23 protein-coding genes, 1 pseudogene and 1 riboswitch are annotated in these 24,665 nt (G+C 41.4%); of the genes and pseudogenes, 10 read left to right on the forward strand and 14 right to left on the reverse strand.

The window, feature by feature from the left end; all coding sequences use genetic code 11:
- From tssI to EAE92_RS09310, 3 genes and pseudogenes are all read left to right on the forward strand, one after another.
- Positions 1-980, forward strand: a 980-nt coding sequence (gene tssI / locus EAE92_RS09300; RefSeq protein ID WP_246545109.1) for a type VI secretion system tip protein TssI/VgrG, incomplete at its 5' end; no start/stop codon positions are given.
- Between the two features lie 14 nt (positions 981-994).
- Positions 995-2,140, forward strand: a pseudogene (locus tag EAE92_RS09305) (DUF3396 domain-containing protein).
- Between the two features lie 3 nt (positions 2,141-2,143).
- Positions 2,144-2,416 (forward strand): PAAR domain-containing protein, encoded by a 273-nt coding sequence (locus EAE92_RS09310; RefSeq protein ID WP_214067881.1) that lies wholly within the window; start codon positions 2,144-2,146, stop codon positions 2,414-2,416.
- Positions 2,417-3,913: 1,497 nt separating this feature from the next.
- Here EAE92_RS09310 and yvcK read toward each other — a convergent pair.
- Positions 3,914-4,822 (reverse strand): uridine diphosphate-N-acetylglucosamine-binding protein YvcK, encoded by a 909-nt coding sequence (yvcK, locus tag EAE92_RS09315; RefSeq protein WP_105395605.1) that lies wholly within the window; start codon positions 4,820-4,822, stop codon positions 3,914-3,916.
- A gap of 244 nt (positions 4,823-5,066) precedes the next feature.
- Positions 5,067-5,211, forward strand: a riboswitch (molybdenum cofactor riboswitch).
- On the opposite strand from yvcK, the gene moaA reads away from it, so the two are divergent.
- The 5 genes from moaA to EAE92_RS09340 all read left to right on the forward strand — a co-directional run bounded on the left by moaA (position 5,201) and on the right by EAE92_RS09340 (position 8,309).
- The gene (gene moaA / locus EAE92_RS09320) at positions 5,201-6,181 is read left to right on the forward strand and encodes a GTP 3',8-cyclase MoaA (RefSeq protein ID WP_105395604.1); all 981 of its coding nucleotides are present in this window, start codon (positions 5,201-5,203) and stop codon (positions 6,179-6,181) included. It overlaps the preceding riboswitch by 11 nt.
- Positions 6,182-6,220: 39 nt before the next feature.
- Positions 6,221-6,697 (forward strand): cyclic pyranopterin monophosphate synthase MoaC, encoded by a 477-nt coding sequence (gene moaC, locus EAE92_RS09325; protein ID WP_214067882.1) that lies wholly within the window; start codon positions 6,221-6,223, stop codon positions 6,695-6,697.
- Complete coding sequence (gene moaD / locus EAE92_RS09330; protein ID WP_036777878.1) at positions 6,697-6,942, forward strand: molybdopterin synthase sulfur carrier subunit; 246 nt, start codon at positions 6,697-6,699, stop codon at positions 6,940-6,942. The genes moaC and moaD overlap by 1 nt, the downstream gene beginning before the upstream one ends.
- Positions 6,943-6,962: 20 nt before the next feature.
- Complete coding sequence (gene moaE / locus EAE92_RS09335) at positions 6,963-7,418, forward strand: molybdopterin synthase catalytic subunit MoaE (protein WP_214067883.1); 456 nt, start codon at positions 6,963-6,965, stop codon at positions 7,416-7,418.
- A 180-nt stretch (positions 7,419-7,598) separates the two neighbouring features.
- Positions 7,599-8,309 (forward strand): Bax inhibitor-1/YccA family protein, encoded by a 711-nt coding sequence (locus EAE92_RS09340; protein WP_214067884.1) that lies wholly within the window; start codon positions 7,599-7,601, stop codon positions 8,307-8,309.
- A gap of 66 nt (positions 8,310-8,375) precedes the next feature.
- Here EAE92_RS09340 and EAE92_RS09345 read toward each other — a convergent pair whose 3' ends face one another.
- From EAE92_RS09345 to EAE92_RS09365, 5 genes are read right to left on the reverse strand one after another with little or no spacing between them, the layout of a single operon-like run.
- Positions 8,376-9,482: an ABC transporter permease gene (locus EAE92_RS09345; protein WP_214067885.1), complete on the reverse strand. Its 1,107-nt coding sequence runs from the start codon at positions 9,480-9,482 to the stop codon at positions 8,376-8,378.
- Between the two features lie 12 nt (positions 9,483-9,494).
- Positions 9,495-10,655, reverse strand: a complete 1,161-nt coding sequence (locus tag EAE92_RS09350) for an ABC transporter permease (RefSeq protein WP_214067886.1) — start codon at positions 10,653-10,655, stop codon at positions 9,495-9,497.
- Positions 10,652-12,388 (reverse strand): ATP-binding cassette domain-containing protein, encoded by a 1,737-nt coding sequence (locus EAE92_RS09355; RefSeq protein WP_214067887.1) that lies wholly within the window; start codon positions 12,386-12,388, stop codon positions 10,652-10,654. The genes EAE92_RS09350 and EAE92_RS09355 overlap by 4 nt, the downstream gene beginning before the upstream one ends.
- 9 nt (positions 12,389-12,397) lie before the next feature.
- Positions 12,398-13,390, reverse strand: coding sequence for a secretion protein HlyD (gene hlyD, locus EAE92_RS09360; protein ID WP_036777885.1), 993 nt, complete (start codon positions 13,388-13,390; stop codon positions 12,398-12,400).
- A 16-nt stretch (positions 13,391-13,406) separates the two neighbouring features.
- A complete protein-coding gene (locus EAE92_RS09365; RefSeq protein ID WP_214067888.1) occupies positions 13,407-14,093 on the reverse strand; it encodes a transcriptional regulator in 687 nt (228 codons plus the stop codon).
- Between the two features lie 303 nt (positions 14,094-14,396).
- Between EAE92_RS09365 and rhlE the strand changes: the two genes are divergently transcribed.
- Both rhlE and dusC read left to right on the forward strand, forming a co-directional pair.
- Positions 14,397-15,683 carry an ATP-dependent RNA helicase RhlE gene (gene rhlE, locus EAE92_RS09370; protein WP_214067889.1) on the forward strand — a complete coding sequence of 429 codons (1,287 nt, stop codon included), beginning with the start codon at positions 14,397-14,399 and terminating at the stop codon, positions 15,681-15,683.
- Positions 15,684-15,686: 3 nt separating this feature from the next.
- A complete protein-coding gene (gene dusC / locus EAE92_RS09375) occupies positions 15,687-16,619 on the forward strand; it encodes a tRNA dihydrouridine(16) synthase DusC (protein WP_214067890.1) in 933 nt (310 codons plus the stop codon).
- A gap of 127 nt (positions 16,620-16,746) precedes the next feature.
- Here dusC and EAE92_RS09380 read toward each other — a convergent pair whose 3' ends face one another.
- The 8 genes from EAE92_RS09380 to EAE92_RS09410 all read right to left on the reverse strand — a co-directional run bounded on the left by EAE92_RS09380 (position 16,747) and on the right by EAE92_RS09410 (position 24,631).
- On the reverse strand, positions 16,747-17,301 hold the full coding sequence (locus tag EAE92_RS09380) for a GNAT family N-acetyltransferase (protein WP_214067891.1): 555 nt from the start codon (positions 17,299-17,301) through the stop codon (positions 16,747-16,749).
- Positions 17,302-17,551: 250 nt separating this feature from the next.
- Entirely contained in the window at positions 17,552-18,664 is a 1,113-nt protein-coding gene (locus EAE92_RS09385) for a lipase family protein (protein ID WP_036814593.1), read from the reverse strand.
- A gap of 428 nt (positions 18,665-19,092) precedes the next feature.
- Positions 19,093-19,662 carry a lipase family protein gene (locus EAE92_RS24530; protein WP_246545110.1) on the reverse strand — a complete coding sequence of 190 codons (570 nt, stop codon included), beginning with the start codon at positions 19,660-19,662 and terminating at the stop codon, positions 19,093-19,095.
- Positions 19,622-20,191 (reverse strand): hypothetical protein, encoded by a 570-nt coding sequence (locus EAE92_RS24535; protein ID WP_246545111.1) that lies wholly within the window; start codon positions 20,189-20,191, stop codon positions 19,622-19,624. Before EAE92_RS24535 ends, EAE92_RS24530 begins: the two co-directional genes overlap by 41 nt.
- 375 nt (positions 20,192-20,566) lie before the next feature.
- Positions 20,567-21,685: a lipase family protein gene (locus tag EAE92_RS09395; RefSeq protein WP_214067892.1), complete on the reverse strand. Its 1,119-nt coding sequence runs from the start codon at positions 21,683-21,685 to the stop codon at positions 20,567-20,569.
- A gap of 652 nt (positions 21,686-22,337) precedes the next feature.
- Complete coding sequence (locus EAE92_RS09400; RefSeq protein WP_339959369.1) at positions 22,338-23,282, reverse strand: lipase family protein; 945 nt, start codon at positions 23,280-23,282, stop codon at positions 22,338-22,340.
- 285 nt (positions 23,283-23,567) lie between these two features.
- Positions 23,568-24,407, reverse strand: a complete 840-nt coding sequence (gene sseA, locus EAE92_RS09405) for a 3-mercaptopyruvate sulfurtransferase (RefSeq protein WP_214067893.1) — start codon at positions 24,405-24,407, stop codon at positions 23,568-23,570.
- A 65-nt stretch (positions 24,408-24,472) separates the two neighbouring features.
- On the reverse strand, positions 24,473-24,631 hold the full coding sequence (locus tag EAE92_RS09410; RefSeq protein WP_214067894.1) for a hypothetical protein: 159 nt from the start codon (positions 24,629-24,631) through the stop codon (positions 24,473-24,475).
- Between the last annotated feature and the right edge of the window lie 34 nt (positions 24,632-24,665).

Consider the following 24,665-nt stretch of genomic DNA (forward strand, 5'->3'; position numbering starts at 1 on the left):
CGTTTACCCAACTGAGGCTGGAACAGTTACAAAACTACAGCAAAGTCGGTACCGCCAAAACCAACTGTATCCTGCTGCGTCCGGGCAAAATTTTTACCCTGCAATCCCATCCCATAGAGGCCATGAACGACCGCTGGCAGGTGCTGTCTGTCACGCATTATGGGCAGCAACCTGTCGCGTCAAACGACGGCGGCGAAGGAACCACCCTGACCAACGAGGTCGCCTTTATTCCCGGACGACAGGACTGGCGGCCCCCTTACCGCTACAAACCGCTGGCGGACGGGGATGAAGTCGCCACAGTGGTCGGGCCGGGAAGCGAAGAGATTTATGTGAACGAACACGGCGCGATACGGATTCATTTCCACTGGAACCGTTACGATAAAGCGGACGACCTCGCGTCTTGCTGGGTACGGGTGGCACAGGGCTGGAACGGCAACGGTTTCGGTTTTATGGCGATACCGCGCGTCGGGCAGGAGGTGATCGTCAGCTATCTCAACGGCGATATCGACCGCCCGATTGTGACGGGGTGTACCTACAATGGCCTCAACCGTCCGCCGCTTGATTTACCGCTGGAGAAAACCCGTACCACCTTTAAAACCCGGACTCGTGGAGGACAGGGATTTAATGAACTGCGCTTTGAGGATGAAAGAGGCAGCGAAGAAGTGTTTATTCATGCTCAACGGAATATGAAAACGCAGATCCTCTGGGATAAAACCACGCAGATAGGCCATGACCAGCAAACAGAAGTGGCGCATAACCGCGCGGCGATAATTAAAAACGAGGATGAGGTGGGTGAAGGCATGCTGGAAATGGTGGTGATTATTGCCGGTGTCGCCGTTGTTATCCTTGTCACCTTGGCTGTCGCTGCGGCGCTGATTGCACTGGTGGAGATTTTAGTTGCCGCCGCCGCAGTGAGCGCCGCGGCGTTAGCTGCCGTCCTGGCAATATTGGCGAGTGTGACATTCGCCACCGCTTCATAATTAACGGAGAGAATATGGATACTTTAGATTATTTTACCCAGTTGAGATCACAACTGACCTCTTTTCTTTTTAGCAATGCTGATGAACTGACTGTTTCCCGTCTGGGTCTCTCGATTACCCTGTTTTTTAAACAGGGCTACACTCAGGAGAAAAAGCAACGCATTCTGGCCTGCTACCGGCGCTTTCGCGAAGAGTTTGGCACTCACCTGCGTTTTCATCGTCATGAACTGGAAGGGTTAAAAAAATATTCGCCGGAAAATATAGCCAAAGTGGAAGAAGGCATTCTTAATCAGAAAAAGAATCAGCCTTCTAGTTGGGTCGTCAGTGATGCTAAAAATCTCTATGAAGCCCCTCGCTATCTGATGCGCTATCTGGATTCTGATGAGGGTGATGGTGACGACAGTAGCTCTTACCTCAGTCTGGCATTGCCCTGGGATTATCTGAAAGAACAAGAGGGCATGGATCGTTTTATGACCTGGCTGGACTTTCTGTGTGAACAACTTGAACCTGACTGGGGAGACTGTGGTTACTGTCTGGTCTTACCCTGAGATTATCATGACTATTTTCCTCTGGAGTACCAACTAGCCCTGCGTTACCCTGCCCTGCAAGTCAACTCCACAGTTCACACCACGCTGGACGATTATGCCCACTCCATCCGAAGCATTAACTGGATCACCCTGCTGTCCAAACGATTTGTAAACCGACTGGGTGGGGAATTCTGGATACGTCAGGTGCTGCGTCCCTACCGGGATGTGGTGATTAGTTCTTACCGTGATGGCCTGATTATCCGGGCCGGTGAATACCCGGACTTAACGCCACTGCCGGGCCGTGTCCCAGAGAGTTATTTTGCCATTAACCAACTGATACGTCCGATACGTTTTGTTCCGGGAGAAGGTGATTCACTGCATTTTTATGGAGAGGGTCATTTTGATGATATTTCCACACAAGCCTGGTATGCCCGTTATGACCGTGGCCCGTTGCAAGTGACCCCTTTGAGAAGTGACCATCCGGCACTGGTTAGCGGGATCTGGCGAACCGATAGCCTGCCGGGCAGGCAGTACTTCTTTGCTCAGGGCGCGATGGCTTTCGATGTTGAAGGTGCAGAGAAGGGCACAACCCTCTGGCATTTAGTACGAGAAACGGAAAATATAACGGAGTAAATAATGCGCAGTGTCGTGGAAAGTAAAAAAATTATCCTTAAAGGCGATATCACAACAACCGGAGGCGAGGTTTTAAATGGTTCCGGTTTGGTAAACCAACAACTATCGGTTGCCTGTAAGGGTGACTCGGTGTTTTGTCCCGCCTGTAAACAAACCGGCGCGATTGCGGAAGGTTCTAACTTATTCAATATACAAGGAATACCTGTCGCGCTGGAGGGACACCTTGTTAATTGTGGTTGCCCGACCGGAGATTGTCGATTAAGGGTACGGTTATAACTATAAAATACTAAAGTCTTTAATTGAAAGGACGGTTTTAAACTGGGATTAAAGGTTATTTTTTTAACGTATGATTTTAATCGGTATCTGGTTTTAACCGTTTTTTTATCTTTTGGATATTAGCTTTTTGCGAAATTTAAACATTATGATATATCGTGGTTTTACGTTTAAACTAACATTAATCATATCCGATTTATTTTAACTGACATTGTTTTATAGATATGGTTTTATCGACATGGTTTTACCCACATTGTATTACTAGTATTGCTTTACTGGCAATTCTGCGTTTTTTGTAAATCATCACCCTTTATCTTTTCTTTGTAAATCAATAATCAATAGCTTGATAGTATAAAGACACCATTAATGCTTTTTAGGATAACTCTTTTCTAGCATTTAAATTCGGTTAAGTTAATCGTTTTATCTCTTCTTTATCGCATTTTTTATTGCTTTCTTCGTAAAATGATGGAGGGAAAACACTTGAGCGTTAATCTATTCTATTAATGTTATTTAACGTGATTATTGCTTTTCAGCTCTTGGTTAATGGTTAGTGAATTTCGACTAAATGTAATAGTATTGCTGATAAATGTTTAAACATAGTAAGGAACAGGCTGTTTTTAGTCACGCTATACCTTTTAAAAAGCTGGCATTAATGAGGTGCTTATTGTCTTAATCCTTAGTTAATTAATCACCGATAAAATGAAAATGTAAGTAAAAAAACAATATTAAAAACATGATAAGCTTGAGCAGTAGTTTTCACCCTGATGGGCTGTTTGTTTTTAATTGGAAATCTGCTTGCTAAATGATTTTTATTGATTAATTGTAGTGATTTTAATGATTTTTACATTTTCTGAATTGTATTTAACCTCCTTGTTTTCATTAAACTGATATTTAGGTTTTCTCCTTTTTCTGTATTTGACTTTTTAGGTTTAAAACCAGTGAGGGTGGCAGAACGGCTAACGGTATTAAGATTCCCTCCCATTTCTTTAATTATTTTTAATATTGTTAAACATTCTTGCTTTTCTGGTGTTAATCTAAAGAACGTTCGGTTTTCTACAATTATAATCTCTGATTTTTATAGTCTCTGATTTTTCGTAAACTTGTTGCAGTCAGGTAAAATCTTTTATTTAAGAAGATGGGTTTAATGTGGTTAATACTGTTAAATTTTTCTGTTAAATGTTTTGATAAGATATATTGTTGTTATTGGATTAACACTGTCATCTTTTCACCTTGTTTAATCAATTTAAAACCTGTTTTTCCTGATGTTTTCTCTTCTAATGTCCGAATGCCATCGGACTTTTTACCCGCTTTTAAAACCACACCGATAGATAAAAAAGGCTTTTTTTAACAATTGCCTGGTAAATCCTAGCCCAATGCGAGGGTGTCGCAAAAGGCCGGCATTGAAAATAAACCGCGATTTTGGGTAAATTTTTCTGACGCCCGGTGTGAATGGAAGGCATCAGTTGTTGTAGAAATGTCGTCATAAAGGAGCCGCGACAGTCACCCAAGGTTTTGCAGGGTATTCTCTAACGCTTGATGCAGTAATTCACGGTCGTGGCGGTAGGGAACATCCTGTGCTTCGAGTATTTGCTGAGTGATAATTCGGCCGTTAAGGTCGCTGATATCTGTACAAGGGCCAACAATGACCGCATCAATTATCCGGCTGCCAATTTTGTTTTCCATTATTTCCAGCTTATCTTTCAGCGTCAGTTCAGCAGCGGCGGCACTTAATTCTTTGCCAAGATTACCGATATAAATCATATTGGCACAGCTACGGCGCAGGGCTTGGGTGAGATCTTCAAGCAGCAGCAATGGCATCAAACTGGTAAAGAAGCTGCCGGGGCCGATGATAATCAGATCTGCCTGAGTAATAGCATCCAATGCCTCTTTGGTTGCCGTCGCGGGGGGATAAAGCATCAACTCCTGAGGAATACAGTGCAACTGATCAACATTAACTTCGCCATAAATGGTGTTGCCTTGATCATCTATTGCCATCAGGTCAACGGGCTGCTCAGACATTGGAATAAGATGAGCATTAACTTTCAACAAACTGCGGATTAAATTAATCGCTTCAAGGGGCCTGACGCTCAGATGATCCAACGCCTTAAGCATCAGATTACCCAGATTATGCCCGGCCAATTCTCCATTGCCACCGAAACGGTATTCAAACATTGCCGACGCGACACTGGGTTCGGTAATAAGTTGATTCAAACAATTGCGGGTATCACCCCAGGCAATACCGCCTTCTGAACGCCGGATTCTGCCGGTTGAGCCGCCATTGTCTGTCGTGGTGACAATGCCTGTTAGGCGAGAGCCTAATGATGAAAGAGAGGACATAACGCGCCCAAGGCCATGACCTCCGCCTAAAGCAACTACCCGATCTAAATCGGCTAATGTGCGGTTTCGCATAGAATTCCTGTTACTGACTGAGCTTATATTTACCGAATAATTTTAGCGTAATTTATTATAAAACACGATTAACCAACTAGCGTTATGATTGGGAGCAATGTTTTAATTAATCGTCAATAGAAATTGCCTGCGATTTGTTCTGCCACTGGCTAATTCATTGTATATTCAATTATATAACGAAAGTGGGTATTCGCATTTTCCTTTGTTAAGGGCTAGAATTTGTAATGGGAATGTAAATCATAGATGTTGAAATTAACTCCTAGCCTCTGCATCTAACTCACTTATTACACAGCGATATGATGTTTTGGCCGTGACCATTGAGTCACCAGGATGTGAGGCAGAAATGCCTGCGTCTCCCGTGTTTGGAAAGGTGTTATTGTGGAACAACTCATAGATGCTTTTGCCCGTAAATTTTACTATTTGCGGTTATCCATTACCGATGTATGTAATTTTCGGTGTACTTATTGCTTGCCGGAGGGTTATAAACCCCGTGGACATCACTCCTTTTTGACATTATCCGAAATCCGTCTTATTGGTCGAGCGTTTGCCGATCTGGGTACAGAGAAAATCCGTTTGACGGGTGGCGAACCGACCATGCGCCGTGATTTCACCGATATTATTTCTGTCATACGTGAGAATAAGTTGATTAAAACCCTGGCGGTAACTACCAACGGTTATCGAATGGAACGGGATGTCGCTCAGTGGAAAGAAGCGGGTTTAACCGCGGTGAATGTCAGTATGGACACGCTTGATCCCCGCCAGTTTCATGCGATTACCGGACAGGACAAATTTTTTCAGGTAATGGGTGGTATTGATGCAGCATTTGCGGCGGGTTTTAATAAAGTGAAAGTCAACGTGGTGTTGATGAAAAATGTGAATGATATCCGCCTGCCCGCTTTCTTGAACTGGATAAAAGATCGTCCAATTCAATTGAGATTCATCGAGTTGATGGAAACCGGTGACGGCGGCGAAATGTTTCGTCGATATCACATTTCGGGAGAAACTATCCGGGAACGTCTGTTGCTTGATGGTTGGCAGTTGCTGCAACGTTCACGCAGTGATGGACCTGCACAGGTTTTTAACCATCCTGATTATCAAGGAGAAATTGGTCTGATTATGCCTTATGAGAAAGATTTTTGTCGAAGTTGTAATCGGTTACGTGTTTCTTCAATAGGTAATCTTCATTTATGCCTGTTTGGTGAACAGGGGATACCACTGCGTGACTTGTTGGCAAGTGAAGAGCAACTCGATGATCTGAAATTGCGTATTCAGGGTGGATTGCGACATAAACGGGAAACCCATTTTCTTCATCAAGGCGATAGCGGCATCACCCCAAATCTTTCTGTTATCGGCGGTTAATTTACCGTCTGGATATTGTTGTTTTTTCAGGAGCTGAGAATGTCTCAATTAACCCACATCAATTCTACCGGTGAAGCGCATATGGTTGATGTTTCCGCTAAAGCTGAAACATCACGCGAGGCCCGGGCAGAAGCGTTTGTTGAAATGAAGCCGGAAACATTGGCAATGATTATTGCTGGCAGCCATCACAAAGGTGATGTATTTGCCACCGCGAGAATAGCGGGTATCCAGGCGGCAAAGCGCACATGGGAATTAATTCCGCTGTGTCATCCATTACAGCTAACTAAAGTAGAAATCCAGTTGGAAGCCCAGACAGAATATAACCGGGTCAGAATTGAATCTTGTTGTCGTCTGACTGGGAGAACCGGGGTTGAAATGGAGGCGCTGACAGCAGCGTCGGTCGCGGCTTTGACAATTTACGATATGTGTAAAGCGGTACAGAAAGATATGGTCATTGGGCCAGTTCGTTTGCTGGAGAAGATAGGCGGAAAATTAGGCTATTTTAAGGCGGAATAATGATTAAAGTACTGTTTTTTGCTCAAGTACGTGAGCTGGTAGGTACTGATTCACTGGATCTCGATAATCGTTACACAACCGTTGATGGGTTGAGAAAGGCGTTAATATCAAAGGGAGAGCGTTGGGCTTTAGCGTTGGAAGATGGAAAATTGTTGTCAGCGGTAAACCAATCTCTCGTTCATGGCGGGCACTCATTACAGGATGGTGATGAAGTGGCTTTTTTCCCGCCAGTGACTGGGGGATGATCAATGCTGGGGAATGATCAATGAAAAACACCCGCATTTTCGTTGGGCCGGAAAATTTCAATGTAGGGGATGAATATCAATGGCTTGCGCAGTGTGATGAAGATGGCGCTATCGTCACTTTCACCGGCAAAGTTCGCAATCATAATTTGGGAGATAATGTCGGTGCGCTGAGATTGGAACATTATCCGGGAATGACGGAAAAAACGTTACAGAGTATTATCATCGAAGCACGCAGTCGCTGGCCGTTGCAGCGAATCAGTGTTATCCATCGGATTGGAACGCTGTATCCGGGTGATGAGATTGTGTTTGTGGGTGTCACCGGCGTTCATCGTCATATGGCTTTTGAAGCGGCTGAATTTATTATGGATTATTTGAAAACACAGGCGCCTTTCTGGAAAAAAGAGTTTTTGTCTGATGGTGAACGTTGGGTTGAATCCCGTGAGAGCGATCAGGAAGCCGTGAGACGCTGGTCATGAAAGTATTTGCGAGATTTTGCGAAGCGCTTCGAAAATGGATTGATTAAAAAGAGTTCTATATGAGTAATTATTGAATAGTTAATTGTTTTGTTTATATTCTATGATAATGTATAAAACTTGAGTGGGTTGTTGATACTGAACAACCTGGATTTTTGAATATTGTTATAAAAGGTAAGCTTCATGGATCGATATCCACGCTCTAATGGTTCGATAATCCAGCAAGCTGGAACCGGCCTGCAAACTTATATGGCCCAGGTTTATGGTTGGATGACTTGTGGCCTGTTGTTAACTGCGTTTGTGGCTTGGTATGTGTCACAAAATCAGGATCTTGTTGTATATATTTTCTCAAACTCAATACTGTTCTATGGATTGGTTATTGCCCAGTTTGGGTTGGTTTTCGTCCTCTCTGGCATGATTAACCGTATGGGAGCTTCGTTAGCCACCGGGCTATTTATGCTCTATTCAGCTCTGACCGGCCTGACGCTTTCCAGTATTTTCGTTATCTATACTATCGGCTCCGTTGCGAGCACTTTTGTCGTGACGGCGGGGATGTTTGGCGCGCTGAGTTTTTACGGCTATACCACCAAACGTAGCCTGAGTGGCCTTGGTAGCTTCTTATTTATGGGGTTGATCGGCATCATTTTGGCTTCTCTGATTAACTTATGGTTAAAGAGTGAAGCGTTGACGTGGGCGGTAACCTACATTGGCGTCGTTATCTTTGCGGGCTTAACCGCTTATGACACTCAGAAGCTGAAAGAGATGGGTGAAGATCTGGATGTGAATGACAAGGAGAATTTGCGTAAATTCTCGATTGTCGGCGCACTGACGCTGTATCTAGACTTTATCAACATGTTCTTGATGTTATTGCGTATTTTTGGCGATCGCCGTTAACCGCTGATTTGCTTCTGATAAAAGCCCTGCATCGTTAAGCATAGCTAAAATGCAGGGTCATTCTTGTTAAGCGATTTTCCGTCTAAATAACCAATAAGCAAGATTACCGGTTGTGGCGGTAATGGCCAAAAGAGGCCACAGACTTCTCCAGATAACAGTGAAATCAGCATCTTTGAGATAAATTTGCTTGGTGATGTCGTTAAAGTGCCAGATAGGATTAGCCCAGGTGATCTCTTGTAACCATCCGGGCATATTTTCCACCGGAGAAATATAACCGGAGATTAAGATGGCGGGCATGATAAAGACAAATACGCCAATAAACGCCTGTTGCTGAGTGTAGCATAGGGAAGAGATTAACAGGCCAAATCCCACCAGCGATAAACTGTATATCAGCATAGCGCAGTAAAACAGCGTGAGTGAACCAGAAAAGGGGATTTGATAACAGAAGATACCAATCGCTAGTACTAAAGTTGCCTGAAAGGTAGCGACAATCACCGCAGGAACTGCTTTGCCAATGAAAATCTGCCAGGTGGTCATAGGTGAAACCAGTAACTGGTCCAGCGTTCCCTGTTCCCTTTCACGCGCAATCGACAGCGCGGTGACCGTTAATATCCCAACCGTGGTAATCAGCGCCACCAAAGAGGGGACGACAAACCATTTATAATCCAAGTTAGGGTTATACCAGTTGCGGATCACCAACTCGCTATTATTGGCTTTCGGCAGATTACCGATCAGTTCCTGTTGATAGTTAAGGACAATTTCTTGGATATAGCCCGCTGCAATTTGAGCGCTGTTAGAATTGCGTCCGTCCAGCAATACCTGGAGGGAAACCGGGTCATGGCTGGCAATCTTAGCACTGAAATCTTGTGGGAAACGTACCAATAATAAGGCTTTTTGGTGATCGATGACCGGTTGTATTTCTTGTGAATGGTTCAGCAATAGCACGTCAGGAAATGCCTTTGATTTTGCCAGCCGTTGGGTGAGTTCAATAGAGGCTTTACCTTTGTCTTCATCAAAAATAGCAATAGTCGCGTTAGTCACATCAAGGGTTGCTGATAGAGGAAATAAGATCATCTGGAAGATAACCGGCATAACCAAGATGGCCCGTGTTTGCGGATCTCTGAGTAGAGACTGCAATTCTTTAATAATCAGGGTGTAAAGACGATAAAACATGCTAACTCCTTCTTAATCCAGACGCCGCTGGGTTTTCCATGCAGTCAGGCCAATAAACACAATAGCGGAGGCGATCAGTAATAATAGATTTATCATCAATACCGTGCTGATATTTCCCGCCAGAAAGAGCGTATGCAAGCTACTGACAAAATAACGAGCCGGGATGAAATAGGTTGTTACCTGAATAAAGGCGGGCATGCTGTTTATTTCAAAGATGAAGCCGGAAAGCATAATCGCAGGCAGAAAGGCGACATTCAACGCTATCATTGCTGCATTAAATTGGTTGCGTGTCACCGTAGAGATCAAAAGCCCGATACCAAGGGCAGTAGCCAGATAGAGGCTAGTGATCGCAGACAATATCCACAGCGAGCCTCGATAGGGTACATCTAGCACGAATACGGCCACCAGCATGCAGAGTAGCATGGAGAATGATCCAAGCACTTGATAAGGCAAGAGTTTAGAGAGCAGTAATTCGGTGCGGGTAATTTGAGTAGAAAGCAGGGCTTCCATTGTACCGCGTTCCCATTCACGAGCAACCACCAATGATGTCAGGATGGCGCCAACCACGGTGATGATAATGGTGATTGCGCCGGGAATGATGAAATGCTGGCTAATTGTCGCCGGATTGAACCAATAACGGACCTGCATATCAATTAATGGATTAGTTGCGTTGCCCTGATCTTGCCCTCTTTGTTGTAGCCAAATCTGCCATACGCCTTTGGCATAATTTTGTACAAAGCTTGCGGTATTGGGTTCGCTGCCGTCAGTAATGACCTGAATTTGTGCTTTACCATCAGAGCGGGCAAGTTGCGTATCGAAATTAACAGGAATGACAACCAGTCCACGTATTTCTCCTGATTGCATCATATTAATTAATTGCTGACGATTATCACTGATTTTGGGTTCAATATAGGGCGAACCGGCAAAAGCTTGTATCAACTCACGAGCATCTTTACTTTGTTGCTCTACCAGAATACCAAGACGGACGGTGCTGGAGTCGAGATTAATACCATAGCCAAAGATAAACAGCAGAATGAGTGGAATGACAATAGAAATTAATCCGCTGGTGGGGTCACGCAAGATCTGTTTTGTCTCTTTTACACAAAGGGCTTTTAGTCGCCACCAAGAGAAGCGGACAGCTTGCTGTGGAGCATGTTGCTTTGGGCTATTCATTGTGGCTCCTCATCATAATTAATGACCAGATCAATAAATGCCTGTTCCATTGATGGGTCAGGATTTTCATCGGTAGCAACCAATTGCTTCAAATCATCCGGTGTTCCGGCGGCAATCAATTTACCGCGAAATACCAGCCCTATTCGGTCACAATATTCAGCTTCATCCATAAAGTGAGTAGTCACCATAACGGTGACGCCTTTATCTACCATGCCGTTGATATGTAGCCAGAATTCGCGTCGTATCTGCGGATCAACGCCAGAAGTCGGCTCGTCCAGAAACAGAATGTCTGGCTCATGCATCAATGAGCAGGAGAGGGCAAGGCGCTGTTTATATCCCAGAGGCAATTGGTCGGTGGTTTGATGTAAAACCGATTTGAGATTGAAAGCGTCGATCATGCCGTCAATTTTCTCTTTTTGTTTGCGTCCTTGTAGACCGTAAATGCCGGAAAAGAATTTCAAGTTCTGTTCAACGGTCAGGTTGCCGTACAGAGAAAATTTCTGCGCCATATAACCCAAATGTTGGCGAGCTTTTCCTGAGCTGGTTTTAAGATCCATTCCCAATACCAGTGCCTTACCGCTAGTAGGTACCATAAGCCCGCACATCATTTTGAATGTGGTGGATTTACCGGCACCGTTCGGGCCAAGCAGACCAAAGATTTCTCCGCGTTTCACCTGAAAATCAACATGGTCAGTGGCAGCAAAATCGCCAAATTTCTTGGTTAAATCCTGTGCTTCAATCACGGTTTCTGTCGGGTTAGCTGCGATTCGCGGCATGATCTCTGCCAATTCTGAACGACGGGTAGAGCCGCCACCGAGTAAATCGATAAAAGCATCTTCAAAGCGAGGGGCGGCTTTAATGATTTCAGCATCTGGGAGTTCAAGCCGGTTAAGCAATTCTTGCGGGGAGACATCAGGTTTGAGAATAAGACGAACATATTTTCCCTGAATCACGCCATCTGTTACTTGTGGCAAGGTAAGGGCATGTTGCAGTGTTTTTCTACGGGAATCCTGTTTGGTATCAAGTAAAAAAGAACGTCCGTACATCTTTTGAGTCAGTTTTTGCGGCTGTCCGTGGTGGAGCAATTTTCCTTGATTAAGTAATAGGACATCACGACACTGTTCAGCTTCATCCAGATAAGAAGTGCTCCAGAGGATGAGCATGCCATCATCTGCCAGCTCGTGAACCATGCGCCAAAGTTCGCGGCGGGCGATTGGGTCAACGCCAACGCCGGGTTCATCCAGCAGCAGAACTTTGGGTTTGCCAAGCAGAGTACAGGCCAGCCCCAGTTTTTGCTTCATACCGCCTGAAAGCTTGCCCGCCAGTCGCCCGGTAAAACGGGTCAGATCGGTAAACGTGAGTAATTGCTCATAGGTTTTCTTACGTTCATCACCCAGTACGCCGCGCAGATCCGCATACAGATTCAGATTTTCTAATACAGTGAGATCTTCATACAGGCCAAATTTCTGCGGCATATAGCCCAATTCAAAACGCACTTGTACGCCATCTTTTATCGGATCAAGCCCCATGATTGCAATAGAACCGCTATCGGGTTTCAGTAAGCCTGCTAACATGCGTATCAGCGTAGTTTTTCCCGCTCCATCCGGCCCGACAAGGCCGGTGACAGAGCCACCGTAGATCTCAGCGGTTAGGCTGGATACCGCAGGATGACTCAAGTTAGGAAAAGTTTTCTCGACTTTTGCCAACTTTATCGTATATGCAGCGCTGCTCATGACAGTCCCTTATTTGTCTGAATCAGAAAAATGCAGGGTAACAGGCATACCTTGACGCAGGGCTTCATCCGGGTCGGTGACAATAATGCGCAATCGATAGACTAGATCGGTACGTAGATCAGGAGTCTCTACATTTTTTGGCGTAAATTCGGCTGTGGGTGAAATAAAGCCAATTTTGCCGTGATAAGGTTTATCTTTACGGCTGTCGGTATAGAGCAAAATTTCACGTCCGGGCGTTGCCTGCCCAAGATGGCTTTCACTGATATAAGCTCGAACCCAAACCGGGTCAGTCAGCGAAAGTGTAAACACCGTATTGCCTGCTGCCAGCATGGTGCCGGGTTCAATGGCGCGGGTTAGGATAGTCCCCGGCGAGGGGGAAGTCAGTTGAGTATCTTGTAAGTCCAATTCAGCCTGCGCAACAGCCGCTTCGGCTTGAGCAAGCTGGCCTTTGGCTTCTGCAATTTCTTCTTTACGATAACCGGTTTCGAACTGGTTCAGTTTATCTTTTGCCGCTTGTAAAGCCGCTAATGCTTGATTACGGTCAGTTTTAGCATCATCTAATTCGTTGGCTGAAATAACTCTGCTTTGCCACAAACCTTGTTGGCGTTTGAAGAAACTATCAGCGAAATGCCAGGCAGCCTCACGTTGTGCAACTTCTGAACGGACTTGGGCGATTTCTTCGGTGCGATAACCCTCTTCCATCATAGCTAAACGGGCTTTAGCGCTATCACGAGTGGCTTTCGCTTTATTAAGGGCGTTAATAAATGGCCCATTATCCAGTTGGCCGATTGCTTGATTAGCTGCAATGGTATCGCCTTCATCAACTTGTAGGCTGGCGAGTTTGCCGCCAACGCGGAAACTCAGATTAACAGTACGTATATCTACGTTGCCATAGAGAGTCAGAGTTTTATCATTTTTACCTTGATAATAGTAACTTCCTAAAATAGCGCCAAGAACAACGGCGACCACTAATATTGCCAGCGTGACTTTTTTGTTGTACATGATATTCCCTGTTATTTTATTTATTCGAATTCTGTTTTTTCAGTCCATTCAGTAATAAATCAATATGCTGGATAAGGATCTGATCAATCAATTTATATTCTTCTGGCCCAATATTATTCCAGCCTGTTTGACGTAATAAGGTTTCCCTTGCCATTCTGAAAGTGAGAATTTCTCCCATGAGCGCATGGGCATGCAGCATGGTAGAAAGCTGATGTTCATCGGCGCCGATATAGCGGGCAATCAGTTTATTTAATCTACTGTGAAGAGGCATTAGTGCCTGCTCATGGATTAAGGTATAAGCATCCGTTGGGGCGAGTTGCTCTCTGGCCATTATTCGGCTGATATTGATACTCTCTTTTTCAATCATCAGACGATTAACGCCAAGAAATCCTTCGTGAATTAATCTCAATATATTTTCCGGTGAGCCTGTCGTTGATGATGAGAAAAAATCATCAATCTCTTTAAAAAGATGAGTGAACTCCTTCTTGATTGTATCAGTAATATACTGGGCGACTGCCTGATAAAGCCCCTCTTTAGATCCAAAATAGTAGGCTATGGCAGCAATGTTCTGTTGAGCGCGCAATGCGATTTCCCTGGTCGTTGCACCGGTCAGTCCTGATTTACCGAAAATTTCAAGGGCTGCTTCGAGTAACTGTTGTTTGGCTTGTTCGCCTCTGGCGGTTTGGGTGTTGTTGACTGACATGGACATGAATCCTGTTGCAAATAATCAAAAGACTTAAACAAAATATCAATCATGGGGGTAACTCTATACTTATAGTAAATCAATGTAAATTGCATAAAAATGTTATGGATCATGAAAATTACCGGGTAAATAGCTGTAGTTTTAGTTGCACCATCAGAAAGTATATCTGATATAATAATTCAGATATGGCGCATTGCAGTTTGTGTTTTTTTCTTTGTGGTATTTACCACGTCTGATTTTCTTCCCATAAAACTGCCCCTGAATAGCGTTCAGGAATGGTGAAGTCTGGAGCATTTCTTATTTATGAATTTTGAATCACTTGGCTTAAGTGCTGATATTTTGCGTGCCATTGAAGAACAAGGTTATTCGGCGCCAACGCCAATCCAACAGCAGGCAATCCCTGTCGTATTAGCAGGTAAAGATTTATTAGCGAGTGCTCAAACAGGCACGGGTAAAACCGCAGGTTTTACCTTACCCATGCTGCAACGGTTAAATGATTCTTCTATTCAGGTGAAAGGGCGCCGACCGGTCAGAGCATTAATCCTGACGCCAACCCGTGAATTGGCTGCTCAAGTGGGCGAAAATGTACGTGATTACAGTAAATACCTCAGATTGCGCTCTCTGGTTGTTTTTGGCGGTGTTAGCATTAATCCTCAGATGATGAAATTGCGTGGTGGTGTGGATATTTTGGTCGCCACGCCGGGGCGTTTACTGGATCTTGAACATCAGAATGCAGTTGATTTATCGCGGGTAGAGATTCTGGTATTGGATGAAGCTGACCGTATGCTGGATATGGGATTTATTCATGACATCCGCCGAGTGCTGAATAAATTACCGCCGAAACGGCAAAATTTGCTGTTTTCTGCAACTTTCTCTGACGATATCAAAAATTTAGCCAATAAATTACTGCATGATCCTGTTAGTGTTGAGGTTGCACGTCGTAACTCCGCTTCTGAACAGATTGAACAGTTTGTTCACTTTGTTGATAAAAAGCGTAAAGGCGAGCTGCTCTCTTTCTTGATCGGCAGCCGTAACTGGCAGCAAGTTTTGGTGTTTACCCGAACCAAACATGGCGCAAACCGTTTGGCGGAACAGTTAAATAAAGATGGCGTAACGGCTGCTGCTATTCATGGCAACAAAAGTCAGGGGGCGAGAACCCGTGCGTTGGCTGATTTTAAAGAGGGGCGCATCAGGGTATTAGTTGCGACAGATATTGCAGCTCGTGGTCTGGATATTGATCAACTGCCTTATGTAGTGAATTTTGAATTGCCCAATGTCGCCGAAGATTATGTCCACCGTATTGGTCGTACTGGGCGGGCGGACGCAACAGGACAAGCCCTTTCTCTGGTTTGTGTCGATGAGCACAAATTATTGAAAGATATTGAACGTTTGCTAAAGCGAGAGATTCCTCGTATGGCGCTTCCTGGCTATGAGCCAGATCCAACCATCAAGGCCGAACCTATTCAGAATGGCCGTCAGGCACGTGGCGATAATCGGCAGAAAAATAGCCATCGCCGTTCTGGGGCGCCTTCGCGTCGACGTAGCCGCAATCATGATGCATCCCATAAATCGTCTAACGCCAGAGGTTAATTGATGCGGGTTTTACTGGCGCCGATGGAAGGTGTGCTGGACTCTTTGGTCAGGGAACTTCTGAGTGAAATCAATGAGTATGATTTGTGCATTTCGGAGTTTTTACGAGTTGTCGATAGCCTATTGCCAGTAAAATCTTTTTATCGGCTGTGCCCTGAATTACGTAACCAAAGCCGGACGCCATCCGGCACATTGGTGCGGATTCAGCTCTTGGGTCAATATCCACAGTGGCTGGCGGAAAATGCGGCACGAGCGATTGAATTAGGGTCCTATGGGGTTGATTTAAATTGCGGTTGCCCGTCAAAAACGGTCAATGGCAGCGGTGGCGGGGCAACGTTGCTAAAAGATCCTGAACTGATTTATCAGGGGGCAAAAGCGATACGTGAAGCGGTACCTGCTCATTTGCCTGTGACGGTTAAGGTTCGCTTGGGTTGGGATAATGGTGATCGGCAATTCGAAATTGCTGATGCGGTACAACAGGCGGGCGCGACGGAAATTACAGTTCATGGGCGAACGAAAGAGGATGGTTATCAAGCGGAGCGTATTAACTGGCAAGCGATTGGTGAAATTCGCCAACGTCTTGCCATTCCGGTTATCGCTAATGGTGAGATTTGGGATTGGCAAAGCGCGCAGGATTGCTTGAGTGTGACAGGCTGTGATGCTGTCATGATTGGGCGAGGGGCGCTTCATGTTCCTAATTTAAGCCGAGTGGTGAAATATAACGAGCCAAAAATGTGCTGGCAGGGCGTTGTTCAACTATTGCAAAAATATATCCGGTTGGAAAAGCAGGGTGATACCGGGCAATATCATGTTGCCCGGATTAAACAGTGGCTTGGTTATTTGCGTAAAGAATATGAAGAGGCAACAACGCTGTTTGAAGAGATAAGAAAGTTAAAAACGTCTGTTGATATAGCGCATGTGATCTCTTTGGTATAACAGATGATTAAGAGCAACTTAAAACGTGTTTCCATTAGGGCTATTATTTTATTTTGCTCTTCTTTGTTATGAAGAATGAACTTGGGCAGTGCTTAGGCAAAAGCACGTCCATAAACATGTAAGGCAGTTACTCTTTTTGAGAATTATTCTTATTCCACTCATCGCGAGTTATTTCCCATGTTTCCGAGAGCATTCTTCCACTAACAAAATCTTTATTCTCTAGTCTTATTAACCGCATACCACTTTTAATTGATATTTTCTTTGAGGCAATATTGTCACTGGATTTAGGCGCTCTGAGTACGTTGCGATTTAGGGTATTAAACCAGAAATCGGTAACTACTTGGACTGCTTCGCTCATAAATCCGTTTCCATGCCATTGTGGATCTAGCCAGAAACCTCTATTATTATTTTCTTGCTCATATAGCGATATCATTCCTATTATTATGGATGGCTCATCCTTCTTTCTGATAGTCCAAAACCATGCATTTCCTTCTGCCATTGATGGTAGCGCAATCTTATTTATATATTCCAGGGCGCCATTATCTGGGTAGGGCCACGGGGTGTTTGCTGTAAGATAGCGAACAATTTCCCATTGAGGAAAGATGTTTTGAATTTGTATATGATCCTTACTTTCTAAAGGATGTAATATTAATCTTTTGGTTTCTAGTTTTTTTTGTTCCATTTTAGTTTCCCTTTGTAATGTTCTGTCTTATAAAAAAGTAGCAAAAGGTGTTAATTGAAATATTAATGATTCCTCCTGTCTTGTTAGATGATAATGAATTTAATTACCATTATGTGATATTTTTGTCAAAGAAATTTTAATTGATGTGATAATGGTTACTATGAATGATCTGGGCACGTTGGGAAAAGAATGGAACCTTTAATCAAGGTTCCATTTTGGCTAAGTTATAAAAAGAGTCAATACGATGAAATTAACAGGTATTATCTTCATCTTGAATGATAGATGAGAGGAAGTTTCTAATATTGCGAGATTGACCATCGTTAATCACAACAATGTCGTAATCAGTCGGTGGATTAGAACGATCATTAACTACAGTAAAACTCATGCCATACTCTTTGGCATAAGCATCAAGGTGTCGAGATACTAGTTTTTCAATTAAACCTTGAGAAGGTTTTAAATCAGGTGAAGTAAAAGCTAAATCTGGCGTAAGTTGAGTGTAATTCTTATCTTTCACGACTGAGATAAAACCGTTAACGATTAAAGTTGATATTGGATAGAGAACCTTAATTTCTTCTAATCCTTTTACACTCCAGGCGAGGGTGACAATATCTTTGCGATTGTGGACCCGGAGAAAATGGCTTTCATAGCTAGAGAGTAATGTTCCATTAAAAACAGATTCACTATAAGATGCAAAAACATCGTTACCGGCAGTTGGGGCAGCAAAGGAAGAAACATGAATACGAATATTATTATTTCCTTTATCAATATAACGTCTCTTTAAATACAGACCAAGCGTAGAGGCCATTACACCGCCTAAACTGTGCCCTGTAAGAGTAATATTATGTACGCCTTCTTCCAGAGCAATTTTATCAATTGCTTCAATCAATGATTCTCCATAACCAGGTGGGTTATTGCTCTTTATTTGGTTGACAACATAGTCTAAGGTTATGTGGGTTCCTTTTGAAATTTTAGCATCTTTGGGGGCTTTTGAATCCCAAATTGACCAGTTTTCAGTTGTGCCTACATTGAAATTCTCATCAAACCAGTTAACAGCAGACCATGATCCACGAATAACAATTCGATAATCGTTTGGATTGTTGAGATCTTTCACAACGAATAAAACGTGATCATCTTTTTTATCTGTAGCACTCTTTTTCTTATTAACATCAACACTACCGACACGAAAAACAGCAGGTCCCCAAACAATAGAGAATCTATTGGCTGTCGCTTTACTACTTGCTAATGATTTTTGAATATTTTCTGAAACGATAGCCGGTTCTGGTTGATACGTTATTATACTCCCCGAGTTAATAATAAAGCCTAACGCGAGATTTATTTTTTGATCTTCAAGAGAAATTGTCATTTTTGTTTCCAATTTTTAATATAATGAATGCTGATCTGATGTGTTAGCTTAAACATCAATGATCAATATTTTGGGTTTTTATCTAAATAACAGAGTAAAAGTTAATAATAATCTTTAAATCTGTTAAATGAGAGTATATAATTTTTTAAAGTTATTTTATTTAACAAAATAAATTATCTATTATGAACTTTAAAATAAACGATAAAAATTATGCTATGATTTTGTAAGATTATATTAACTATTTGGAATGATAACGTGAAGAATGTAGCTATATATTATCTGAGAAAAATAATTTATATTGGTATCTACAAAGTGAGTGATAATGAATTACTGTAATTAATGATAGGTAGGAAAAATAATTTATTGCAACTAATGAAGCCTTTAATAAAGGCTCCATTTAGATCAAATATAGACATAATAAGATAAAGTTATGTAATATCGATTTTATCCTTGGTTAGAGACTTGAAGAGATTAATAATCCTTTCGAATAGGCTATCATTAACCACAACGATATCGTAACTAGTCGGTATCTCTGGACTATTCTCAATTCGAATGAAACTCATGCCATAGCCTTCGGGATATGCATCGATATGTTGATAACCTATCTTATCAAATAAGCCATGAATGGAGTCTGGAATCTTTGTAGTAAAAGAGTAATCTGGAAAGATCTGGGTGTAATTTTTATCGAGGACAAAAAAGATAACTGCATCAACAAGTACTTTGATGGCTATATGTGGATAGATAGCCTTAATTTTCTCTAAATCTTCGATAGCCCATGCCAAGGGAACGATATCATGGTTATTATGAATTCTCAGAAAATGACTTTCATAAAAGCTAGAGTGTAATGTTCCTTTAAAAAAAGAGTCAGAATAGGAGGCGAAAATATCATTACCGGCAGTGGGGCCTGCAAAGGAGCAAACGTGGATACGTATATTGTTGTTGTTGATGTAGCGCCTTTTAAGATATAAACCAATAGTGGAAGCGAGTAAACCGCCCAAACTGTGTCCCGTGACGGTAATATTCAGTATCTTTCCCTTCTTCTTGAGTAATTTTATCAATTTCACCGATTAGCGATGCGTTATTCTCATTAATAGGCTTGCCATTAATAAGGGACTTTAATGCTAAGTCTGTTCCGTGGGAGATCTTAGCGCCTTTAAATTCTTGAGGGATATCTGTGTCCCAATTTGACCAGTCTACAGTTTTAAATACATCGAGATCTTCGTCAATCTCATTAACCTTAGACCAGGTTCCTCGAATAGCAAGGCGATAATCACTGGGATTATCTTTATTTTTCACAATCATTACAACGTGATCATATTGTTTATTATGGTATTTTTCCTTAATATTGAATATTGCCGGTCCCCAAACGATAGAGAATTTATCTGCTGTTGTCTTACTGCTTTTAAGTGATTTATTAATATCAGATTCAATGATTTTTATTTCGTCTGGTTTGCCGGAAATTTCCCCAGAATTAATAATAAGGCTTAACGCGAGATTTAATTTTTGTTCTTCAAGAGATATAGCCATTTTTACCCCCTTTCATTTCTTCCATATGATAAGTGATCTGATGTTTAGGTTAAAATATCAAGGTTTAAATTTTTTAATCTTCCGTTTAAATAAAGCATGGTTAATTTTAAAGTTAATAATGAATTTTAAATCTGTCAAATATGTGCAAAGGATTTTTTAATGCTATTTTATTTAGCAATATGTAAATTATTTATTACGAAATTAAAAATAGGTGATAAAAATGATGTGCCAAATAATTCCGTGAAAACACCATTACATCTTTAAAAGATTATGTGAGGTTACTTTGTGTATAATGCTAATTATGGGAAGTGATTTATTGCAATGAATGGAACCTTTAATAAAGGCTCCACTTATATTTTAAATGATGGGATGAAGTTATGTAATACTGACTCTATCCTTGGTTAAAAATTTGAAGAGATCAATGATACTTTCGGATAGGCTATCATTAACCACAACAATATCGTAATCAGTCGGTATATTTGAACTATCATCAATGGTGATGAAACTCATGCCATACTCTTTGGTATAGGCACGAATATGTTGATTGCCAATATTAACCAGTAAATCGTCAAATGACGCTATTGGTAATATTGGAATCTGTGAATTAATAGGTAAATCTGGGAAAATCTGCGTGTAATTCTTATCAAGGACAGAAATAATAAGAGCATCAATTGTTACAGTTAACACTGGATAGATAGCTTTAACTTCCTCCAAACCTTTTATATGCCAGGCTAAGGGAACGACATCTATACTATTATGAATTCTCAGAAAATCACTTTTGTAACCGGCTACTGATATATCATTGAAAATAGATTCAGAGTAGGATGCGAAAGCATCGTTACCAGCAGTGGGGCCTGCAAAAGCACAAACATTAATTCGAATATTGTTGCTTCTTTTATCAAGATACCGTCTCTTTAGATATAAACCAATGGTAGAAGATAGTACGCCTCCTAAACTGTGTCCTGTGATAGTAATATTTTGTATCCCTTCTTTCAGGGCAATTTTATCAATGGCATCAGTGAGTGATTCTCCATAACCTGGAGGATTGTTGCTTTTCAATTGATTAAGAACATAGCCTAATGCCATGTCAGTGCCATAGGCTATCTTGGCATTTTCAGGTGATCTTGAATCCCATCGTGCCCAATCTTGAGTCTTACAGACAATAATATCTTCATTGAGCCAGTTAATATCGGACCATGATCCCCGAATAACCACGCGATAGTCATTTGGGTCATGGCGATTTTGTGCAATGAATAAAACGTGATCATCCTTTTTATCTATAACGCTTTTTTTCCCACCAACGTCATCAACGCGGAACACTGCGGGTCCCCAGATGATAGTGAATTTATTTGCTGTTGCTTTACTGTTTTCCAATGATCTGTGGATATTTTCCGAAACAATGCCCGGTTCTGGTTTGCTAGTTTTTATACCTCCAGAGTTAATAACGAGGCTGAGCGCGAGATTTATTTTTTGATCTTCACGAGAAATAGTCATTTTTACTCCATATTTTTTCATGTAATAAGTATTAATGCGAGGTGTAGGTTTAAATATCGAGATTTAATTCTTTTTTTCTTCCATTTAGACAAAAACGGAATTTAACTTAAAGTTAATAATAACTTTTAAATCTGTCAAATAAGAATATAGATTTTTTGATATTATTTTATTTGATAAAAATATAAATTATTTGTTTTGAAATTAAAAGTAGACGATTGGAATTATATATTGAATAATTACATGCGAATATTATTTCTATTTTTTTAGAATTATATTTATTACTTGGCAGTGGTAATATATAAATAACTTTGAGATTGTCTTTGTGAATAATTTAATTGGTAATGATTATAAATTAGTTGTATTTTAGTGATTTATAGATGGAGGTGATATATTTGAATAATTGTTGTTTAATAGCGCCTTTTTAATAAGGCGCCATTAAATTTATATAAAATATAGATAAAGCAGAATCAATTTATTCTGCATTAATATTACCATCAGGCAGAGGTATAAGTAAGAAATAAGCGACGATATCTTGAGATAGGTTACTATTAATAATCACAATATCATCAATAGGGGGCTGAGTACCGTCATTAACCTCTATTAAATTCATGCCATATTGGTTGGCATAGGCTTTAATATGTTGAAAAACAACTTACTTATTGAGATCTAATTTTAAAATAGGTGCCGTAAAAGATAAATCTGGCGTGAGTTTGGTGTAACCTTTGTCTTTCACAAGAAGAACAATCTTTTTAAACCTGTCAATTAATTTCTCATCTAATTTAATTAATGGTTCATAGATAGTTGGAATCTTTTCTAATCCGTCCAGGTTCCAGATGAGGGAAATAACATCTCTTTGATTATAGACTCTTAGAAAATGGCTCTTATAGCTGGTTGCTGACGTGTGGTTAAAAACATATTTAATGTAAGAGGAAAAAACATCATTACCGGTATTTGGGTTGGCAAAAGAGCAAACATGAATACGGATGTTGTTGTTCCCTTTATTAAGGTATAAGCGTTTTAAATATAATCCAAGGGTGGAGGCGAGAATACCACCTAAACTGTGGCCGGTGATGGTAATATTATGAATGCCTTTTTCCGCAGCAATTTTATTAATTGCTTCAATGAGTGATTCTCCATGACCAGGAATATTGTTACTTTTTACTTGATTAACAATATAGTCTAATGCTATGTGGGTTCCATAAGAGATCTTAGCGTCTTTAAATTCTTCAAGGATATTTTGATCCCAAAGTGACCAATTTACGGTTTCGTGTACAGCAAAGTTTTCAACTTGCCAGTTAATATCAGACCATGATCCACGGATAACGATGCGATAATCATGGGGGATTTTGCGATTTTTTACAATAAATAAAACGTGGTCGTCCTTATTATCTTTACTGTTTTTTCCATTATCAACACGAAAAACAGCGGGTCCCCAAATAATAGAGAATCTATTGGCGGTTACTTTGCTCTTTTCCAATGATGTTTGAATGTTTTCCGCAACCATAGTCGGCTCTGGTTTTTCGGTTATTATACTTCCGGCACCACTGATAAAACTGAGCGCGAGGTTTATTCTTTGATCTTTAAGAGAAATAGTCATTTTTACTCTCCATTTTTATGATATAAATGTTGATATGGAATAGTATCTTAATCTTATTTTTAAATAAAAAATAGAGTTGAATTTTAAGTTGATAATAATAATATTTAAATTTACAAATATATTTATTTCATTATTTAATGTAACTATGATTGATAAAAAATAATATTAATTGAGAGTAAGAGATGAGATTAATAAGTAGGGTTTTGAAATATAACGATACGAAAATGATTTGATTGGGTGTTATTAATTAAAGGGCATAGAGTGAATATGCCCTATGATATTTAATTATTTTTCAAGTGGTAGGGTGTTATTTTCCGCTCCCCATTCAGTCCATGAGCCATCATATAAATAAACATCTTTTTTACCGATGATGTCTAAACCTAGCACCAAAACGGCAGCGGTCATACCCGATCCACAACTGGCGATAATAGATTTGGTTAAATCGACATCTTGCTGATGGAAAATATCTGTTATTTCACTTGCTGATTTAAAGTGACCATTTTCTACTAACATAGTCCACGGAACATTTCTGCTACCCGGAATACGACCCATTTTTAAGCCGGGGCGTGGTTCTGGCGCTTTAGCTTGAAAACGGTCCGCTGCTCTGGCATCGACAATTTGGGTCCGTTGATCGTTGAGAGAATCCAGAATATGTTCCAGCGATTTCACTTTGTCGGCGTCGAAATCGGCATTAAAGATTTGGGGATTGCGTTTCACTTCACCTGATTCTGTTGGCAATCCTGCCTGTTGCCAACCTTGTAAACCGCCATTGAGAATACGGACGTTACGGCTACCAAAGATCTTAAATGTCCACCACGCGCGAGGGGCGGAGAACATGTTGCCTTGGTCATAAATCACGACGAGATGATTTTCACTAATGCCCATTGCGCCAACCGCCTGACTAAAAGTTTGCGGATCGGGCAGCATATGAGGCAATCCACTTTGATGATTGGCAACTTTATCTAAATCAAAAAATTGGGCGCCGGGAATATGGGTATCCAGCCAAAGTTTATGGCAATCAATTTGTTGAGGCGGCGGTGGGGCGGTTGCATCAAGAATGACAATATTCTCATCATCAAGATGATCTTTTAACCATTGTGGAGTGACAAAGTATGCGTTATTCATGGGGTCCCTCACTTGACACGAAGATGAATTAGATACAAGGATAAAATAAGTGTCACAGCCCGTTATTATTGTTGTATCGGCGCTGTGGCGGTCTCTTGCTGTTGATTGGTTGGTGATTCTATCGGTGTGGTTGAGCGGGTATACATATTAAGGCCCGCTAAGAATACGCCGCCAATTGAACCAAATGCAAAGATAGCGATGAAAATGATAAGGAGCTTTTTCATTATTGTTCTCAGGTGTTGTAGAAAGTAGAAAGTA

This window comes from Photorhabdus hainanensis, assembly GCF_018448965.1.
GTDB classification, from domain to species: Bacteria; Pseudomonadota; Gammaproteobacteria; order Enterobacterales; family Enterobacteriaceae; genus Photorhabdus; species Photorhabdus akhurstii.